Source organism: Stenotrophomonas sp. 2YAF22 (assembly GCF_052114665.1).
GTDB lineage: Bacteria > Pseudomonadota > Gammaproteobacteria > Xanthomonadales > Xanthomonadaceae > Stenotrophomonas > Stenotrophomonas indicatrix.
In genome coordinates this window covers 1-18,114 of the sequence record NZ_JBFRFE010000014.1, presented here as the reverse complement: position 1 = coordinate 18,114, position 18,114 = coordinate 1, and the positions used below count along the sequence as shown (strand labels likewise).

The window sequence follows — 18,114 nt, the reverse complement described above, 5'->3', positions numbered from 1 at the left end:
CCCTGGACGCACCATGACCGTCCCTCCCACCAGGTCATCCCGATGAATCGCCTGAGCCAACTGACCGCTACCGCCCTGCTTGCCTTGTCCGGCGCCGCCGCTGCGTCACCTGCCCCGCACTGGGTCGCCAGCTGGCAAGCCAGCCCGCAGCCGGTGTGGGGCAGCGATTTCCTGTTCCCTACCTTCATTCCCGGCCAACTGCAGGACCAGACCTTCCGCCAGAGCGCTCGCATCAGCCTGGGCGGGTCGCGCCTGCGGGTCCGGCTGAGCAATGCCTACGGCACCCAACCTTTGCGGATCGGCGCTGCCAGCATCGCCGCCCATACGGGGGACACGCCGCAGCCGCTGCGCTTCGACGGCCAGCCCGGGGTCGTGATTGCGCCTGGGCAGGACCGCCTGAGCGATCCGCTGTCCCTTCCCACCGCTGATCAGCAGGCGGTGCAGGTCAGCGTTTACCTGCCCGACCGCACGCCGCTGCAGACCTTCCATTGGGAAGGGCGGCAGACCAGTTGGATTGCGCCAGGCGACCAGCATCAACGGCCCGCGCTGCACGACGCCAGCAGCACCACGGCCCGCCTGCTCCTGTCGGCTATCGACGTCGAGGCCCCGGCCATCGCGCGCAGCGTGGTGGTGATCGGCGATTCGATCACCGATGGCGCCACCGCCAGCCTCGACCAGGACCAGCGCTGGACCGATCACCTCGCCGCGCGGCTGGCACCAGAAGGTGTAGCGGTGGTCAATGCCGGCATATCCGGCGGTCGCCTGCTGCGCGATGGCATGGGCGAATCGGCCCGCAAGCGTTTCCAGCGTGACGTGCTCGACCAGCCCGGTGTCGCCAGTGTGATCGTGCTGATCGGCATCAACGACATCAGCTGGCCGGGCACGGCCTTTGCCCGCGCGCAGGCCCGGCCCAGCCTGGCCGAGCTGCAGGCCGGCTACCGCGACCTGGCCCAGCGCGCCCACGCACGCGGCCTGCGCATCCTCGGCGCGACCCTGCCCCCGTTTGCCGGCGCCCTGCCCGGCACCCCGTTGGACGACTACTACGCCGCGGACAAGGACACCCTGCGCCAGCAGCTCAACGCCTGGCTGCGCACGGACAGCCCGTTCGACGCGGTGATCGACCTCGACGCGGCCCTGCGCGATCCGGCCGATCCCTCACGGATGGCGGCTGCCTACGACTCCGGTGACCACCTGCACCCGGGCGATGCGGGGAACCGGGCGATGGCCGAGGCGGTGGATCTGGACGTCCTGATGGGGCCACCCACGCATGGCGTGGATCTACCGCGACGCTGAGGCCAGACAAACAAAAACCCCGGGCATGCCCGGGGTTTCGTCGCAATCAGCTGGCTGCGGGGCTTACTTGCGCTTCTTGCGCACGTACAGCACCAGCGAGTGCTCTTCCAGCTCGTAGCCGTGGTCGGCAGCGATCTTGCGCTGCAGGTCTTCGATCTCGGTGCTTTCGAACTCGATGATCTTGCCGCTGTCCACATCGACCATGTGGTCGTGGTGGCCGCCGCGGTCGAGTTCGTAGACGGCCTGGCCGCCTTCGAAATTGTGCTTGAGCACGAGGCCGGCGGCCTCGAACTGGGTCAGCACCCGGTACACCGTGGCCAGGCCGATCTCATCGCCATGCTCCAGCAGCTGGCGGTAGATGTCTTCGGCGGTCATGTGGTGCTGGGCATTGCGCTGCTCGAGCAGCGCCAGGATCCGCATCCGCGGATGGGTCACCTTCAGGCCGACTTTACGCAGGTCGTGGGTTTCCATAGGTCTCCGTTCATTGGCGATTTAGCGCCAGCTGCCTCGGATTGGGTCGCGGTGGCACGCCGGGAGTGTATCATCGGATTGATTTCCCCAACCGCCAGTCCCGATGCGCAATCTCCTGTTGGTCGCCGCCGTCGCCTTGTCCACCACCGGGTGCGGCATCATCTACAAGCAACCCATCTACCAGGGCAACCTGATCCGGGAAGATGCCGTTGCCAAACTGCAGGTCGGGCAGAGCAAGCAGCAGGTCACTGCCCTGCTGGGCACCCCGTCGGTGCCGGATCCGTTCCATGCCCAGCGTTGGGACTACACCTCGACCGAACGCGTGAACCGCCTGGGCCGTACCGACGTGAAGAATTTCGTCGTGTACTTCGAAAATGATGTGGTCACCCGTTGGGATGGCGATTACTTCCCGGCCAACGACAAGGCCCTTGCCCAGCAGACCGTGCGCCAGTTCGGCCGCAATCTGCCGAAGGACAAGAAGAAGAAGGGCGGCCGCTGAGCCACCCTGCCCGTCCTCCGGACGGGCCTTGGAGATCAACCGCCGCGCGCGCGTCGCCGGCGGTTGTCCTTCGGGTCGGCCTGCAGGCCACGCAGCAGCTCCACACGATCACCATCCAGCAGCACCTGATGCGGCTGCGCCAGTACGCCATGCACGGCGGCGGCAGGACAGTCGGCACTGCCTTCGAGCCGGGCCGCTGCCACGGCATCAGCCACGGTCGTCCCCTCCTCCAGCTGCAGCCGGCGCGACAGCACCTGTTGTGGCCAAGCCAGCACGACCTCGACCTCGATCATCGTTCAGCCCTCGTCGGCGACGCGGACGAAATCGTTGACCATGCGATCGGCCAATCCCTGGAAGCCGATGGCCAGCGCCGGACCCAGCAGGCGTGAACTCGGCTCGAAGTCCAGGGTGAGGGTGACCTTGCAGGCATCTTCCGCCAGGGCGTGGAATTCCCAGCGGCCGTGCAGTTGCTTGAACGGCCCCTCGCGCAGCTGCATGTCGATGCTGTGCGGGCGTTGCAGGGTGTTTTCGGTCTGGAACCAGGTGCTGAACGAACCCAGGCCCAGGTCCAGGCGAGCGACCAGCCGGTCTTCGCCCTGCTCGAGGATGCGGGCGTCGGAGCACCAGCGGAAGCGGCGCGGATAGGCCTGGACGTCGTTGACCAGATCGAACATGCGCGCGGCCGAATGTTCGACCAGGGCACTGCGGCGGATAGTAGGCATGAATACAGGACGCTTCGGCAATCGACCGGGCGGGCCCGAATCGGAGACAATACGGAAATGAGCAAGAACACCGGCAAGGATAAAGCAAAGAGCGCGACGGCCAACAAGACCATCGCGTTGAACAAGCGTGCCCGTCACGAGTACCACATCGAAGACCGCTTCGAAGCCGGCCTGGCCCTGCAGGGCTGGGAAGTGAAGTCGATCCGCGCTGGCCGCGGCAACATCGTCGACGCCTACGCCTATGTGAAGGACGGCGAGATCTTCCTGATCGGCGCGCAGATCACCCCGCTGATCCAGGCCTCCACCCACGTGGTGGCCAACGACCGGCGCGAGCGCAAGCTGCTGCTGCACCGGAGCGAGATCGACAAGCTGGTTGGCAAGGTCGAGCGTGATGGCTACACGATCGTGCCCACCGCCATGTACTGGAGCAAGAACAAGATCAAGCTGGAAGTGGCGCTGGCCAAGGGCAAGCAGACCCACGACAAGCGCGATGCCGCCAAGGATCGTGACTGGGCGATCGAGAAGCAGCGGGTAATGCGTCGCGGCAACCGCGACGCCTGATGGAGCGCGCCGACGCTCCTGCGGCGGCCAATGCTGAAGACGCGCGCGAGCTGTGCGCGCGGTTGTCTGCGTTCAACCGCGCCAGCAGCGGTTTCCACTTCGAAGACGTGCCGGTCCGGCTGGCCTGGCGCGATGAACAAGGTGAACTGCGCGGCGGACTGCTTGCAGATGTCTGCGCAGGTTGGCTGCAGGTGCATGTCCTGTGGGTCGACCCGGAACTTCGCGGGCGTGGCATCGGCCAGCGCCTGTTGGCGGATGCCGAGACCCAGGCCCGTGACGTTGGTGCGTGCGGGGTGATGCTCGACACCTTCGACTGGCAGGCCGAACACTTCTACCTGCGGCAGGGCTATGAAGTGTTCGGGCGGCTCCCCGACTGCCCGCCGGGCCACGAGCGGATCTATCTGCGCAAGGTGCTGCCAGTCCTTTAGCCCACGGCACCTCCGTCGGCTTTCGAAGGTTTGCGCCAGACTGCCCCAGCGCGGGCATCGCCCACCGTTACGGGCAACGACTCAACCCGCCAGCATGCCCTGCCCGCGCAGACGCGGTGACAGCGCCGCGTGCATCACCGCCAGGTGCATCACCACCGACAGCTCCGGGGCATGGCGATCATCACCGGCACGCCACTGCTGCGCCAGCCGCGCGGCGTCGACGGGCAGCAGGGCCAGCAACTGGGCGTCGTCCAGCGCGTCGGCGGAGGCCTGCAGCTGCCGCGCCAGTTGCCGCGACTGCCACACGTGCACGCCAATACTGAGACTGGCCAGCGACATCAGGGTCAAGGCCAGGCCATGTTCGAACCACTGTGACAGTACATCCGGACCCCACAGGAGTGCGGCCAATACCGCCAGGGCCGGCAGCCGCCAGCCCAGCCAATGGAAGCGGCCACGCCGAGGCCAATGCACCACCACCGCACTGGCGATCAGCGCGGCTGCAGCCGTGGCCGGCAACTCGGTTGCCCAGGTTGCAGCCAACAACACCGCCAGCACCGCCCAGACCCAGCCGGGCGGCAGTGCCCGCCGCTGGTAATCGGCCCCTACCGGGCCAACCAGCTGACGCAGGCTGCGCTGTTGCATTGCTTCGGTCACCGGCCGTCTCCGTATCTGTTCTGGCTGGAATGGTCGTAGCCAGTGTGTCGCAAATTCGTGCCCACGACGTTAGCAATCCGCTATGACGGAAGCTCTACAACATGTTGCGGATTGGCGTGACGACCGGCCGACGCCTGCCATTCACGCCGCGCGGAGATCCTTGCTGAGGAACACGCGACTAGTCCCCGGTGGATCGCACGGGACCTGGCCGAATACGGTCCAGCCATGCTTCACATAGAAGTCCGGCGCCTGGAAGCTAATGGTGTAGAGCACGGCGGAACGGCAGCCGCGTCGGCGCGCTTCCTCTTCGGCAGCGGCAAGCATCTGCGACCCCAGGCCATTACCCCGCTGTGCGGGCGGCAGGTAGAACAGGTCGATGAACAACAGGCCCAGCGAGGTGCGCCCGCTCAAGCCACCCACCACTTCGCCGCTGGCCGGATCGGTGGCCAGCACGGCCAAGGTGCGTCGATCGGCATGGCCGGCCGCCTGCAGATTGAACTGATCCAGGCCATCGGCAATCAGCTCCAGTGCTTGCGGGCTGGGGGCGTCGGTCACGGCGATTTCGAGCTGCATGCGGTCCATTCCCTGGGCAACTATCGGAACCGCCGATGCTAGCAAGCGACCTGCGGAAGCGGGTGACTGTTCAGGTTTTTTGGCGTAGCATGCGCAGCGTTGGGCAGGTACTGACCGTGGCGACACGGAACAGGCCTCGTACCTTGCAGAACTTGAAGAAACCGGGGGTGCATTGGTTTCGACGGGGGTTGTGAAGTCGCCTGGCGCATGCCGAGGGGGTAGCTTTCCTCGTAAATCCAGCTGCAAAACTCTAGTTGCCAACGACGACAACTACGCTCCGGTCGCTCTCGCAGCCTAAAAACTGCGGTGCGTGACCTTCTGCCGACTTAGGCGGAGCCTCGAAACTGCTTGTGTCCATGCTCGCAGCGTAGAGTCATTATCATGGAATCGCGCTGGGCGGCTGCCTGTCAGTCCGGCACAAGAACACAACAGGCTGGTTCCCGGGTGCGCTTTGCACACCGTGCTGCTCGGGGATGAGATTCAACGGTGAGCTAAGCATGTAGTGCTGGGGATGGAGTGCCTTCGGACGGCGGTTCAATTCCGCCCACCTCCACCATTTGTACCGCCCTTCGGGGCACGAAAAGCCAGATCTCCCGTCGATTGGGGTCTGGCTTTTTTGTTGGCCGCATCAGGTCCAGAACCGCTGCCTCGACAAGGAGAAGCACCGTGGCGTTGATGAACAGCTCCGAATGCAACTGCAAGGCACGCAGCGATCCGGCGCTCTGCCCGACCTGCGATGCAGCTGCCCCACCGGCCACTCAGCAGCCAAGCGACGCTGTCTATGCGGCACCGGTTTCGCAATCCGCGCCTATCGCCAGGAACCGTGCCATCTACATCCTGCTCGCCCTGTTCCTGGGCATTTTCGGCGTGCACAACTTCTATGCCGGTTACCACGGACGGGCGGTCTGCCAACTACTGATCACGCTGTTGTTGGGCTGGCTCTTGATCGGCGTGCTGTTCACCGGCCTATGGGCACTGGTGGAAATGATCACAGTGGAAACCGACGCCTCTGGCGTGCAGATGGTGTAATCCTTGGCTACGGGAGGGGCCGCCATGGATCTCGACAGAATCGACGTTGTCTCCTGGCTCGACCAGATCCTGGATCAGGATCCAGCAACCTTCGAAGACGCCTACTGGGGTCTTCGCCCGGCCGCGGCCATTGCGGTGCCCCACCTGCTTGCCCGGCTGCCGGCCGTGGATGATGGTTACTCGCGCGGAAAGCTGCTGGAACTGCTCGGCGAATCAGGCGACAGCACGGTCAGCCCGACCCTGCGGGCTGAGCTGCAGCATCCGTTGGAAGAGGTCCGCCAGTGGGCGCAACTGGCCTTGGATGCCCTTGATCGGAGAATCGCTTGGCAGCCCAGCGAGGGGGCCTAGCCGACAACGCTGCCCTGCCCCACACTTCAGCCTGTCTTCCCGGACTTGGTGCCGGCGCCTCCGCTGCTCCGCGACATACAGAAGGACCTGCAATGAACAAGCCGCTTATCGCCCTGATGCTGGGCCTGCCCTTGACAACCGCCGCTGTTGCCGCACCTCCGGCAACCAGCACCACCGCGCTGGAAACTCTGCTGGCCTGCAAGGCGGGTTCCGATTTCACTGAAGCGCAGGTGGAGCAGGCATTCCATGCCGCCGGCCTGAGCCGCGACCCCGGCAGCGTGTTCGAGCCCAAGGGCAAGCCGGTGGCGCTGTTCGGTGGAACCGTGGCCAGCGCGGATGTGAGTATTTCCAAGCCTTACAAGAGCCTGCATGTGTATCTGCAGGGCGTCGATCACCAGCGTTTGGCCCGATCCTGGGGAGTGACGACGGTCAACGACGCGGCCGAGACCGAAGCGCCTTCCTACCTCAAGAAGATTGATGCCACGCACACGCTGCATGTGGGTGCCGGTGACGACTACGAAGGTTATTCGGCTGCGGTGACCTGCCTGATCGAGGGATGATCTGCGGGGAGACCGGCTGACAGGCGGGGTTCGCCGGGCACGGTCCGGCGCTTCCGCAGGCCTGCTTCCGCGTTGACACGCCTGCCGCTAGAGTGGCGCCAGCGCAGGGAGTTCACATGGCAAGAACAGGCATCGGCGTCATCCGCACCACCTTCGTCCTCGTTGCCCTGCTCGCCCTGAGCGGGTGCGCGACGCTGCGCCAGTTCGGCCCATCGGTGCAGGTGGGCACGGTCACGCCAGGACAGTACATCGCGCTCAAGCGCGGTGACATTCTCACCAGCGGCAAGCTCAGCGCGGCCACCATGGAGACCCTGCGCGTGGCTGGGCTGGACGAGGGCGCCTGTGCCAAGCCCGGCCTGCCCTGCATCGAGGCGATGGAGGGCAGCATCGTCGTCCGCGAGGAAGACAAGCGCTCGGCGCTGGCCGAACTGTGGGTGCAGTACGCGATGACGATGCCGGCGCCGAAGCGCGAGTCGGCGTCGGTGGCCCGCAGCAAGGCCGCGACCGCCCCGCCTGACCCGACCTTCCAGCCGCGCCTGGATGCGTGGATGCAGATCGCGCGGCAATCCTATGCATATCTGTTCTTCACCGAACGCACCGCGAACCAGCGTGGCTTCGAAGACCGCCAGACCCAGGTGCGCGACTACTACAACCTGGCCGTGCAGGAATCAGCCGTGCTGCTGTTCGACGCGTATTCGAGCAAGCAGGTGCGCAATGACAACGGGAGGTTCCAGCTGGGACGCTGGACCTTCGTACTGGCGCCTGCCGACGATGGCGCGGTAGCGGACACGCGCGAGCCGATCGAACTGGTACCGGCCGCATCGATGTCCTTCACCGGCACCCTGCGCAGCGTGCATCGCCGCGATGGCTTCGGCGCCGAACTGGTGGCGGTGATGGCAGACCCGGCCAGCACCGGCCTGGCGGCCGCCGCCGCTGGTACCGCAACGACGGCCGAGCGCGACTGGAGCGAGATGCCGTCGCCGTCGATGACCGTGCTATTGCGTTTTTCCGGCAACAACCTGTGGGAAGTGCTGCACGACGACGAGCCGGAACTGGAGATCCACGACCCGTATCAGGTAGCGGTGGTGGAACTGCACGGCGAGCAGGTGCCACTGGCGGCGAACTTCACCGCCGGTTACGCGCTGTGGCTGGCCCGCTCCAACTTCAGCCGGCAATCACTGCGTACGCTGTTCGGCGGCAAGGGCGGTATCGACAAGCCGCATCTGTTCATGATGCAGCCGTACGATCCGGACCGCCGCGTGCTGCTGATGATCCATGGCCTGGCCAGCAGCCCGGAGGCGTGGGTCAACGTGGCCAACGAACTGATGCGTGACGATGAGATCCGCGGCGACTTCCAGATCTGGCAGTTCTACTACCCGACCAACATGCCGATCGCTCTCAGCCACGATGAGATCCGGCGGATCCTGCACGAGGCACTGCAGCACTTCGACCCAACCGGCAAGGCGCTCGCATCGCACGACATGGTGGTGGTCGCGCACAGCATGGGCGGGGTGATTTCGCGGCTGATGGTGTCCTCCTCCGGCGACCATCTGGTCGACACCCTGCTGGCGACTGCGCAGATGACCCCGGCGCAGCGCGAACTGCTGCGTACGAAGGGCGCGCCGGTGCTGACATTCCAGCCGGAACCGGAAATCTCACGGGTGGTGTTCATCGCTACCCCCCATCGCGGCACCGATGTTGCCGGCACGCGGCTGGGGCGCTGGCTCGGCCGCTTCGTGCGCCTGCCGCTGACCGTGCTGGAGGATGTCGCGACATTGGCAAACGACGGCAAGGTCGAGCGCAACGATGACAAGCACGGCTACCAGATGAACAGCATCCAGAACCTGGACAAGGACGATGCCTTCGTCAAGGCCGTGGCCGATCTGCCGATATCGCCGAAGGTGCGTTACCACTCGATCATCGCGCGCACCCAGGCTGAAGGTCCTCTGGAAAAGACCGACGATGGACTGGTCCCCTACTGGAGCTCGCACCTGCCGAAGGCCGTCTCGGAAAAGGTGATCGTGTCCGGTCACAGCGTGCAGGAAGCCACGCCGGCCATCGTCGAACTTCGCCGCATCCTGCATGAGGATATGGAGGCTCATCCTCTGCCGGCGAAGTAGCGCACGACATACAGCAACCATGGCCCGCGCTTTCCCGACCGGGCCACCGACAACGAGGCAATGGAATGCATATCTCAACACTGGTCGAGCTGCTCGGCAGCAAGGGCTCGGATGCTCATCTGCAGGCATGGTTCGCGCAGCACGGTATCGGCAAGCCCCCGACCACGATCAGCGCGAACCAGGGGCAGAAATCGGTCAAGGACAAGCTCCACGACATGGAGTTCTACTTTGCCTTCGACATCATCAATGATCGCTTCTATCCGCCCACCGTCGGAGCGCGTGGCAGCCTGCTGAGCCACTTCAAGTCCGCCACCCTGTTCAGTCGCCGGCCCAAGGGCAATCCGCCAAAGCCCGAAGGCTTCTGGGACGGATACGTGCAGCCATCAGCCACACTCCAGGACTGCCTGGCGTACTTCAACGGCCGGTTGGAAGAATTCGGCGACACCGCCTACTTTGAAAAGCCACTTACCGGGGACGTCGACATCAAGCTCTGGTTCTGCAAGCGCAGGCAGCGCGTGGACACCATCCAGCTCAATCTGCATGAGGACCGCGAGTTCATCGGCCATCATGATTTCGACCCTGGCAATGAACACAACACCACCCCGCAGGCGGCAACGCTGGTACTGAAGTGGCTGTTCGATCGCCGGCACCTGCGGGTGCCGCAGGCACTCTACGAGGCCGGGTTGGAGGATGATCACCAAGCGATCCTGCGCTTTGCCGAGCAACATCTTGGCAACCACGTCTGGGCAGGCCAGCTTCACGATTCACCTGCGCTGCGCAGCGTGCTGGCCCACACCAGGACCACCCGCCCCCTGCGACTGGACAACGGCAGCCCGCTGCACTTGTTCGACAAGTGGCTGTACCTGAAGGCAGGCGGAGCATGGGAACGGCATCAGGCCCTCTACAACGACGACACACTGGCGGACTGGAGTGCGAGCGTGGATGCGTTCGAACGCGCGGTGGTGCTTGATGCCGCGCAGCGACAGGCTTTCCTGGCAATGCTGGACGACGCCTACCAGCGGGTTCAGCAAGCGCCCCCTGCCTGATCGCATTGGGGAAATCCCTCATCGTGCGTACGCATCGCTCTGGCTAAGGTGACCACTCTCTTCCGCAGGAGGTCCGCATGAACACGTCAGAGCCCAGCCGTCAGCCCAGCCCCGACCCGGCCGAGCGCGATGCGTTTTTCCCGTCGCCGTACTCGCTGTCCCAGTTCACTTCGGCAACCACCGATCTGTCCGGCGCGGACTATCCCGATGCCCGCCGTGACGGACGCTGGAAAGTGCTGATGATCGCCGCCGACGAACGTTATCTGCCGACCGCCAACGGCCACCTGTTCTCGACCGGCAACCATCCGGTGGAGACGCTGCTGCCGATGTATCACCTGCACAAGGCCGGCTTCGGCATCGACGTGGCGACGCTGTCGGGCAAYCCGGTGAAGTTTGAATGGTGGGCGTTCCCACGCGAAGATCGCGAGATCGGCGGCCTGTACGAACGCTACGAATCCCGCTTCCGCCAGCCTCTGCACCTCGACGAGGTGGCGAGGGCACTCGATGCCGGTTCGGACTACGCCGCGGTGTTCATTCCCGGCGGTCACGGTGCGTTGATCGGCCTGCCGGAAAGCCGCGCGGTGAAGGCCACCCTGCAGTGGGCGATGGACAATCAACGTCACATCATCACCCTCTGTCACGGCCCTGCCGCACTGCTGGCGGCCGGCGTGGATGAAGCCGGTGGCGGTTCATTGTTCCGCGGGCATCGGATCTGCGCCTTCCCCGATGCAATGGACCGGCAGACCCCGGATATCGGCTACATGCCTGGTCAACTGCCGTGGTTCTTCGGTGAGCGCCTGGCCCAGCAGGGCGTGCAGATCGTCAACGAGGGCATCGATGGCAGCGTGATGCAGGACCGCCTGCTGTTGACCGGCGACAGCCCGCTGGCGGGCAATGCGCTGGGCAAGCTGGCTGCGCGCACCCTGCTGGATGCGTTGGCCGGTCGCTGAGAGGACAGGCACTTCCTGCCGACGCAGGCTGCGTGCTACACAGGACCGCACCTGTGTTCTGCGCTGCAGGTGTGGCGCCGGCACGCTGTTGCCAGCGGCGGTCGGCAGTCATTGCATCAATGGAGTCTGGTAGCACCCACGACAACAAGGAGCGTGTTCGATGATGCTGCACAAGAAACTGTTCGCGTGTTCATTCGGTGCCGTGCTGGCTCTTGCCGCGCTGGTGCCTTCAGCGCCGGCAAATGCCGCCGAAGAGGTCGGCCTGCAGGAAGAGTGCGTGCCCTTCCGGGCCGGCTTCGGCATCCACCAGCGTTGCACGCTGTACGTGGTCTATGACGACGGCACCCGCGTGGCCAGCGACCACTACAACCGCGACGAGAACGGGATGATGTACGACCCCTGATCGCCCAGTGGCATCTGCCGGGCGGTCGCACGCCGTCCGCCCGGCCCTTGCAGCCGCCCATCCCGGCATACCGCTGCCCTTGCCTTCCATGGCATTCTCCATGAAACCGCTTTCATGGAATGGAGGGATTCCACGATGTTGTCTCGCTTCCGCACGTCCGCGCTCTGCGCACTCTTGGCTTTTGCACTGCCCGCCGTTACCTGGGCAGCCTCGCCCGCGCCGTTGAAAGTGATGTCCTTCAACGTGCGTACGCCCGCCGACACCGACCCTGGCAAGCGCTGGGAAGACCGCCGCGATGCCATGGTCAAGGTGATCCAGCAGGCGCATCCGGCGGTGATCGGCACCCAGGAGCTGGTGCTGGAGCAGGCCAACTACCTGGCCGAGCATCTGCCCGACTATCGCTGGTTCGGCGAGGGCCGCCGCGGGGGCAGCGGCGACGAGCACATGGGCGTTTTCTACGACAGCAAGGTGCTGGCAGTGGAGCAGTCCGGTAACTTCTGGCTGTCCGATACACCCGAGGTTGCAGGCAGCATCAGCTGGGGCAACCTGTTCCCGCGCATGGTCACCTGGGCCGTGTTTCGTCGCCTGGATGATGGCCGTCGCTTCTACTTCATGAACACTCACCTGCCCTACCGCGACGAGGACGAACCGCGGCGGATCAAGGGTGCAGAACTGATCGCCACGCGCGTGGCCGCGCTGCCTTCCGATCTGCCGGTGGTGCTGACCGGTGATTTCAACAGCGAGCCCGGCGGCGGCACCTATCAGGCCTTCACCCGGGTGCTTCAGGACACCCGTCGCCAGGTCAAGTCGCCGCAGGGTCCGCGCCTGACCTTCCACAACTTCACAGGAACGGCGACCGCCGAGCTGGACTGGGTGCTGGTACGTGGCTTCCACGCGCGCAGCTTCCTGACCGATGACCGCCGCATCGGCGGCGTGCTGCCCTCCGACCACTTCCCGCTGGTCGTTGAGCTGGACTGGCCGAAGCACTGAGCACTGCAGCGACCCTCGCTACGGCGGGGGTCGCTTGCCCAGCAGGCGGTACAGCGCCTGGTGCTGGTCGCGCGCCTGGCAGATGCGTGCGCCGACGGCGAGGAACACCGCAATGCCGACAAGGCCAATACCCAGCATTGAATCGGGCAGGCGCAGGAAGCCGATCAGCGCAGCCATTGCCGCCAGTACCAGCAGCATCACCACGGCGACCGACAGGCCGGCCCCAGGCAGGCCGGGATCGCCCAGCAGCGTCCGTTGGGCCGATTGCTTCTGTTCGCTCATGTCCCGTCCTCCCTTGGTTTCCCCACTAGTTACACGGTGGGCCGCAGTTCCGGCAGAGTCAGAAACGTCATGACCGCGAGAACGCGCGCGGCGGCGCACGCGCTACCCTGCCGGCATCCTCATTGAGCGGAGACGGCACATGACCCATCGCAGCCGACTGGCGGGCTTCATCATCGATTGCCAGGACACGCCTGCCGCGGACAGCGCACGCTTCTGGGCCGCAGCGCTGGGCCTGCAGGCCGAGCCCGCCCGTGCTGAAGGCGACGCAGAGTATGCCGACCTGACAGGTGCACCGGCAGGCTTGAACGTGGAGGTGCAGCGGGTCGATCACCCGTCGCGGGTGCATCTGGATATCGAAAGCGACGACATCGACGCCGAAGCCGAACGGCTGGAAAAACTCGGTGCCCGCCGGGTCGGTTTCGTCAAAACGCTGGTGGGTGATGGAAGCGCCCACCGGTCATCGATTCTGCATCGTGCGCATGCGTGATCACGATGCTCCGGCCAACCACTGGCCATGATGAAAAAAGGGACGGAAGCAGATGCTTCCGTCCCCTGTCGATCAGCGCGCCTGCGCCACGCTCGGCGCCTGCGGTGACTGGCCCCAGCCACCGAGTGCCTTGTACACACCCACGACACTGACATTGACCTCTGATTCGGCGGCCGCCAGTGCATCATCGGCCACCAGCTGCGTGCGCTGCGCGTCCAGCAGGGTCAGGAAGTCTTCCGAGCCCTCGCGGTAGCGGATCTGCGCCAGCGATTCGGCACGCCGTGCCGCCTGCGCCTGCTCGACCACGATGGCCAGCCGCGCCTGCTGCTTGGAGTAGCGGGTCAACGCATTTTCGGTGTCTTCCAGCGCCAGCAGTACCGCCTGCTCGTACTGCGCGGCTACGCCCTCGGCCTCGGCCTTGCTGGCACGCAGGCGTGCCTTGACCGTACCGAAGTCGAATGCCGCCCAGCTCAACGACGGGGTCAGCGACCAGGCCTTGTTGTTGCCGTTGACCAGGCCACTGGCGTCGCCGCCGAGGAAGCCGACGAAGCCGGACAGCGACAACCGCGGGAACAGATCGGCCGTGGCCACGCCGACACGCGCGGTGGCGGCGGCCAGGCGGCGTTCGGCGACCCGCACGTCGGCACGCTGGCGCAGCAGTTCGCGGGTATCACCCAGCGGCAATGCCTTGGCAAACGCCGGCACTTCGTGCGGCGCCAGCATGGCGGTCAGCACTTCCGGACGCTGGCCTAGCAGGACAGCCAACCGGTTGCGCGACTGCGTCTCGGCCACTTCCAGCAGCGGGATGTCGGCCTCGATGGCCTTCAACCGTGCCCGGCTGCTCTGCACGTCCAGCTCGCTGCCGGCACCCAGTTCCCAGCGCGCCTCGGTCAGCCGCTGCGTATCGCGCAGGTTGACCAGGGTGCGCTGGGCAACCGCGATGCGCTTCTGGGTGCCACGCAGTTCGAAGTAGTTGCGTGCCACTTCGGCAGCGATCAGCACCTGCGCGTCGGCAAGGTTGGCCTGCTCGGCGTCCAGGTCGGCACGCGCGGCCTCTGCAGCACGGCGCTTGCGGYCGAACAGATCCAGCTCCCAGCCCGCATCGAAGCCGAGCTGGTAGCTTTCACTGAACACCCGCTGCCCACCCAGCTGCGGATCGGGTTGCTTGCGGCGGTCGTAGCTGCCGCCAGCGGTAACGTGTGGCGCCTGGTCGAAGCGGCTCTCGACAAACACGGCACGGGCCTGGCTGACACGGGCGACAGCCACGCGCAGGTCCAGGTTGTCCGACAGCGCGCCGTGCACCAGTTCTTCAAGCACCGGGTCATCGAACTGCGCCCACCAGCTGGCCACCGGCGAGGTGGTGCTGAAGACCGGCTGCTGTGCACCCTGCAGGACGACGGGCTCCTGCACCGGTGCCTTGTAGTTGGGGCCGACGCTGACACAGCCCGCCAGCACCAGGCTGGAGACGGCCATCGCCAGGGTGCGGATCACCATGGCAGCACCTCGCCCAGGTAGGTGAAGCTGCCGCTGGCGCCGGACTCGCCGATCAGCGCCATCTGCACGCTGGAACGCGCGCCCTCGACGATTTCGATCTCGCCGTTGCCACCGTTCATATCGGTTTTCACGTAGCCGGGGTGCACGGTGTTGACCTTGATCGGCGTACTGCGCAGTTCATGGGCCAGAGCCAGGGTCCAGCTGTTCACCGCGGCCTTGGACGCGTTGTAGGCCGGGATCTTGAAGTCGTAGATGCCCGAGGTCGGATCGGCATGCAGGGTCTGCGAGCCGAGCATGCTGGAGACGTTGACGATGCGGCCGGACTTGGCCTGCTTGATCAGCGGCAGGAAGGCCTGGGTCACCGCCACCAGCGCATACACGTTGGTCTCGAACGTGCGACGCCAGGTGTCCAGCGACTGCTCCGACGGCAGTTGCGCTGGGTTCTCGATCATGATGCCGGCGTTGTTGACCAGGATGTCCAGACGACCATGGCGCTGACGCACCTGCTCGACCGCCTCGGCGATGCTGGCGCCATCATTGACGTCCAGCTGCAGCGCTTCCACCGGCAGGCCCTCGGCCTGCAGCTTCAACGCCAGTTCCACTGCGGTTTCGCGCTTGCGCCCGGCCAGCAGCGTGTGCACGCCGGCCTGTGCCAGCTGGCGCACGGTTTCCAGGCCGATGCCGCGGGTTGCGCCGGTGACCAGCGCGATCTTGTTCTGATGGGTGTTCATGGATTCATTGCCTTGGTAGGGGGAAGCAGGCGCCGGTGGTTGCCGGCGCCGCTGTTTTCCATGTCAGTGGTGGATGGTCGGCTCGCCGTGCTGCACCAGCTGGCCACCACCGTTGCGGGTGACGAACTTGCGCAGTGCCACGTAGAACACCGGGGTCAGGAACAGGCCGAACAGGGTCACGCCCAGCATGCCGGCGAACACGGTGATACCGGTCACCGAGCGCACTTCGGCGCCAGCACCATGCGACAGCACCAGCGGCACGGTGCCGGCGATGAAGGCGATGGAGGTCATCACGATCGGGCGCAGACGCAGGCGGCAGGCTTCCAGTGCCGCTTCGACGATGCCCTTGCCGCCCATTTCCAGCTCTCTGGCGAACTCGACGATCAGGATCGCGTTCTTGCACGCCAGGCCCATCAGCACCACCAGGCCGACCTGCACGAACACGTTGTTGTCGCCGCCGGTCATCCACACGCCAAACAGCGCGGACAGCAGGGTCATCGGCACGATCAGGATCACCGCCAGCGGCAGCGACCAGCTTTCGTACAGCGCGGCCAGCACCAGGAACGCCAGCATGATCGCCACCGGGAACACGATGAAGGCCGCCTTGCCCTGGGTCGCCTGCTGGTAGCTCAGGTCGGTCCACTCGGTAGCCATGCCCACCGGCAGCACCTTGGCGGCGATGGCGGTGAGGTTGTTCATCGCTTCGGCCGAGGACAGCACACGCGGGTCGGCTTCACCGGCCAGGTCAGCGGCCGGATAGCCGTTGAAGCGCAGTACCGGGTCCGGACCGTAGGTTTCCTTGACGGTGACCATCGAGCCGATCGGCACCATCTCGCCACGATCGTTGCGGGTCCGCAGCTTGCCGATGTCTTCGACGCTGTCACGGAACTGGCCATCGGCCTGCGCGATCACCTGCCAGGTACGTCCGAACTGGTTGAAGTCGTTGACGTAGGCCGAACCCAGGTAGGTCTGCAGCGTATCGAACAACTCGGTCAGCTGTACGCCCTGGGCCTTCGCCTTGACACGGTCCACCTCGGCATCCAGCTGCGGCACGTTGGCCTGGTAGCTGGTGATCGGGAAGGCCATGCCCGGGGTCTGTGCAACCGCACCCTGCATCGACTGCACCGCGTTCTGCAGTGCGCCATAGCCGAGGTTGCCACGGTCCTGGATGAACATCTGGTAGCCGTTGCCGTTACCGAGGCCGAGGATCGGCGGCGGCATCATGGCGAAGGCGAACCCTTCCTGCAGGCCTGCGATCTTCTGGTTGATCTCCGCATTGATCTGCGCCGCGGTGCGGCCATGGCGCTCGCTGAACGGCTTGAGCGGAATGAACGCAACACCGGTGTTGGGCGTGTTGGTGAACTGCAGGGCATTCAGACCGGGGAACGAGATGGTGTGAGCCACACCGTCGGTTTCCTGGGCGATCTTGGCGACCTTGCGCAGCATTTCATCGGTACGCGCGATCGACGAACCCTCCGGCAGCTTCACGCCGGCGATCAGGTACAGCTTGTCCTGGGTCGGAATGAAGCCCGGCGGCACCAGCTTGAAGATGAAGCCGGTACCGACCAGCAGCACCGCATACACCACGAACACCGCACCACGACGACCGAGGATCTTCGACACGCCACGCTCGTACTTTTCCGAGCTGGACTTGAAGAAGCGGTTGAACGGACGGAACACCCAGCCGAACAGGCGGTCGATGATGCGGGTCGGGGCATCCTTCGGCGCGCCATGCGGCTTGAGCAGGCGGGCCGCCAGGGCCGGCGACAGGGTCAGCGAGTTGATCGCCGAGATCACCGTGGAGATGGCGATGGTGACCGCGAACTGCTTGTAGAACTGACCGGTGACGCCCGACAGGAACGCCATCGGCACGAACACCGCGCACAGCACCAGCGCGATGGCGATGATCGGCCCGGACACTTCGCGCATCGCCTGATGCGCAGCGGCCAGCGGGGTCAGGCCTTCTTCGATGTTGCGTTCAACGTTTTCCACCACCACGATCGCGTCATCGACCACGATGCCGATCGCCAGCACCAGGCCGAACAGGCTCAGCGTGTTGATCGAGAAGCCCAGCAGGTACAGCGCGCCGAACGTACCGACGATCGACACCGGCACCGCGATGAGCGGGATGATCGACGCACGCCAGGTCTGCAGGAACAGGATCACCACCAGCACCACCAGCGCGATGGCTTCCAGCAGGGTGGAGACCACGGCCTTGATCGAGTCGCGCACGAATATGGTGGTGTCATACACCGCTTCGTACTTCACGTCGGCCGGCATGGTCTTCTGCATCTCGTCCATGCTGGCCATCACCGCATCGCGGATCTCCAGCGCGTTGGCGCCGGGGGCCTGGAAGATACCGATACCCACCGCGTTCTTGCCGTCCAGCTGCGAGCGCAGCGTGTAGTCACCGGCACCCAGTTCGACCCGGGCCACATCCGCCAGCCGCACCACTTCACCGTCGGTGCCGCTC

21 protein-coding genes, 1 other RNA gene and 1 pseudogene are annotated in these 18,114 nt (G+C 65.3%); 14 read left to right on the top strand and 9 right to left on the bottom strand.

The features are described 5' to 3' along the window. Window positions 1-42 precede the first annotated feature (42 nt). Entirely contained in the window at window positions 43-1,293 is a 1,251-nt protein-coding gene (locus AB4Y84_RS01385; RefSeq protein ID WP_442244915.1) for an SGNH/GDSL hydrolase family protein, read from the top strand. Between the two features lie 63 nt (window positions 1,294-1,356). On the opposite strand, the gene fur is transcribed toward AB4Y84_RS01385, so the two are convergent. Next, on the bottom strand, window positions 1,357-1,764 hold the full coding sequence (gene fur, locus AB4Y84_RS01380; RefSeq protein ID WP_025878865.1) for a ferric iron uptake transcriptional regulator: 408 nt from the start codon (window positions 1,762-1,764) through the stop codon (window positions 1,357-1,359). Window positions 1,765-1,867: 103 nt separating this feature from the next. Between fur and AB4Y84_RS01375 the strand changes: the two genes are divergently transcribed. Continuing rightward, window positions 1,868-2,263: an outer membrane protein assembly factor BamE gene (locus tag AB4Y84_RS01375; RefSeq protein WP_025878864.1), complete on the top strand. Its 396-nt coding sequence runs from the start codon at window positions 1,868-1,870 to the stop codon at window positions 2,261-2,263. 35 nt (window positions 2,264-2,298) lie between these two features. Here AB4Y84_RS01375 and AB4Y84_RS01370 read toward each other — a convergent pair whose 3' ends face one another. Together AB4Y84_RS01370 and AB4Y84_RS01365 are read right to left on the bottom strand one after the other, a co-directional pair. Continuing rightward, a complete protein-coding gene (locus AB4Y84_RS01370) occupies window positions 2,299-2,556 on the bottom strand; it encodes an RnfH family protein (RefSeq protein WP_428704188.1) in 258 nt (85 codons plus the stop codon). 3 nt (window positions 2,557-2,559) lie between these two features. After that, entirely contained in the window at window positions 2,560-2,985 is a 426-nt protein-coding gene (locus AB4Y84_RS01365; RefSeq protein ID WP_025878862.1) for a type II toxin-antitoxin system RatA family toxin, read from the bottom strand. A 57-nt stretch (window positions 2,986-3,042) separates the two neighbouring features. Here AB4Y84_RS01365 and smpB point away from each other — a divergent pair, with 57 nt between their 5' ends. Both smpB and AB4Y84_RS01355 read left to right on the top strand, forming a co-directional pair. Beyond that, entirely contained in the window at window positions 3,043-3,546 is a 504-nt protein-coding gene (gene smpB, locus AB4Y84_RS01360) for an SsrA-binding protein SmpB (protein WP_025878861.1), read from the top strand. Then, entirely contained in the window at window positions 3,546-3,974 is a 429-nt protein-coding gene (locus AB4Y84_RS01355) for a GNAT family N-acetyltransferase (RefSeq protein WP_442244914.1), read from the top strand. Before smpB ends, AB4Y84_RS01355 begins: the two co-directional genes overlap by 1 nt. Before the next feature lie 81 nt (window positions 3,975-4,055). Here AB4Y84_RS01355 and AB4Y84_RS01350 read toward each other — a convergent pair whose 3' ends face one another. Both AB4Y84_RS01350 and AB4Y84_RS01345 read right to left on the bottom strand, forming a co-directional pair. Further along, entirely contained in the window at window positions 4,056-4,628 is a 573-nt protein-coding gene (locus AB4Y84_RS01350; protein WP_025878859.1) for a hypothetical protein, read from the bottom strand. A gap of 141 nt (window positions 4,629-4,769) precedes the next feature. Continuing rightward, entirely contained in the window at window positions 4,770-5,201 is a 432-nt protein-coding gene (locus AB4Y84_RS01345; protein ID WP_025878858.1) for a GNAT family N-acetyltransferase, read from the bottom strand. Between the two features lie 163 nt (window positions 5,202-5,364). Here AB4Y84_RS01345 and ssrA point away from each other — a divergent pair. From ssrA to AB4Y84_RS01300, 9 genes are all read left to right on the top strand, one after another. Next, window positions 5,365-5,757, top strand: a transfer-messenger RNA (tmRNA) gene (ssrA, locus tag AB4Y84_RS01340). A 119-nt stretch (window positions 5,758-5,876) separates the two neighbouring features. After that, window positions 5,877-6,230, top strand: a complete 354-nt coding sequence (locus AB4Y84_RS01335) for a TM2 domain-containing protein (protein ID WP_442244981.1) — start codon at window positions 5,877-5,879, stop codon at window positions 6,228-6,230. A gap of 24 nt (window positions 6,231-6,254) precedes the next feature. After that, window positions 6,255-6,578 (top strand): hypothetical protein, encoded by a 324-nt coding sequence (locus tag AB4Y84_RS01330; RefSeq protein WP_279209288.1) that lies wholly within the window; start codon window positions 6,255-6,257, stop codon window positions 6,576-6,578. A gap of 92 nt (window positions 6,579-6,670) precedes the next feature. After that, entirely contained in the window at window positions 6,671-7,138 is a 468-nt protein-coding gene (locus AB4Y84_RS01325) for a hypothetical protein (protein WP_032977818.1), read from the top strand. A 116-nt stretch (window positions 7,139-7,254) separates the two neighbouring features. Continuing rightward, window positions 7,255-9,258 carry an esterase/lipase family protein gene (locus AB4Y84_RS01320; protein ID WP_442244913.1) on the top strand — a complete coding sequence of 668 codons (2,004 nt, stop codon included), beginning with the start codon at window positions 7,255-7,257 and terminating at the stop codon, window positions 9,256-9,258. Window positions 9,259-9,323: 65 nt separating this feature from the next. Continuing rightward, entirely contained in the window at window positions 9,324-10,304 is a 981-nt protein-coding gene (locus tag AB4Y84_RS01315) for a hypothetical protein (RefSeq protein WP_442244912.1), read from the top strand. 77 nt (window positions 10,305-10,381) lie between these two features. After that, window positions 10,382-11,254: a glyoxalase III HchA gene (gene hchA, locus AB4Y84_RS01310; protein ID WP_394198348.1), complete on the top strand. Its 873-nt coding sequence runs from the start codon at window positions 10,382-10,384 to the stop codon at window positions 11,252-11,254. 160 nt (window positions 11,255-11,414) lie between these two features. Then, the gene (locus AB4Y84_RS01305; protein WP_025878849.1) at window positions 11,415-11,657 is read left to right on the top strand and encodes a hypothetical protein; all 243 of its coding nucleotides are present in this window, start codon (window positions 11,415-11,417) and stop codon (window positions 11,655-11,657) included. 135 nt (window positions 11,658-11,792) lie between these two features. Next, window positions 11,793-12,647 carry an endonuclease/exonuclease/phosphatase family protein gene (locus AB4Y84_RS01300; protein WP_442244910.1) on the top strand — a complete coding sequence of 285 codons (855 nt, stop codon included), beginning with the start codon at window positions 11,793-11,795 and terminating at the stop codon, window positions 12,645-12,647. Between the two features lie 18 nt (window positions 12,648-12,665). Here the strand turns inward: AB4Y84_RS01300 and AB4Y84_RS01295 are convergent, their stop codons facing one another. Then, window positions 12,666-12,929 carry a hypothetical protein gene (locus AB4Y84_RS01295; protein ID WP_442244909.1) on the bottom strand — a complete coding sequence of 88 codons (264 nt, stop codon included), beginning with the start codon at window positions 12,927-12,929 and terminating at the stop codon, window positions 12,666-12,668. Window positions 12,930-13,068: 139 nt separating this feature from the next. On the opposite strand from AB4Y84_RS01295, the pseudogene AB4Y84_RS01290 reads away from it, so the two are divergent. Continuing rightward, window positions 13,069-13,447: pseudogene (locus tag AB4Y84_RS01290) on the top strand (VOC family protein). 41 nt (window positions 13,448-13,488) lie between these two features. Here AB4Y84_RS01290 and AB4Y84_RS01285 read toward each other — a convergent pair. The 3 genes from AB4Y84_RS01285 to AB4Y84_RS01275 form a co-directional block, all read right to left on the bottom strand. Further along, complete coding sequence (locus AB4Y84_RS01285; protein ID WP_442249689.1) at window positions 13,489-14,910, bottom strand: efflux transporter outer membrane subunit; 1,422 nt, start codon at window positions 14,908-14,910, stop codon at window positions 13,489-13,491. Next, window positions 14,904-15,641: an SDR family oxidoreductase gene (locus AB4Y84_RS01280; protein ID WP_442244908.1), complete on the bottom strand. Its 738-nt coding sequence runs from the start codon at window positions 15,639-15,641 to the stop codon at window positions 14,904-14,906. Before AB4Y84_RS01280 ends, AB4Y84_RS01285 begins: the two co-directional genes overlap by 7 nt. A gap of 63 nt (window positions 15,642-15,704) precedes the next feature. After that, on the bottom strand, window positions 15,705-18,114 hold a 2,410-nt coding region (locus AB4Y84_RS01275; protein ID WP_442249688.1), incomplete at its 5' end, for an efflux RND transporter permease subunit.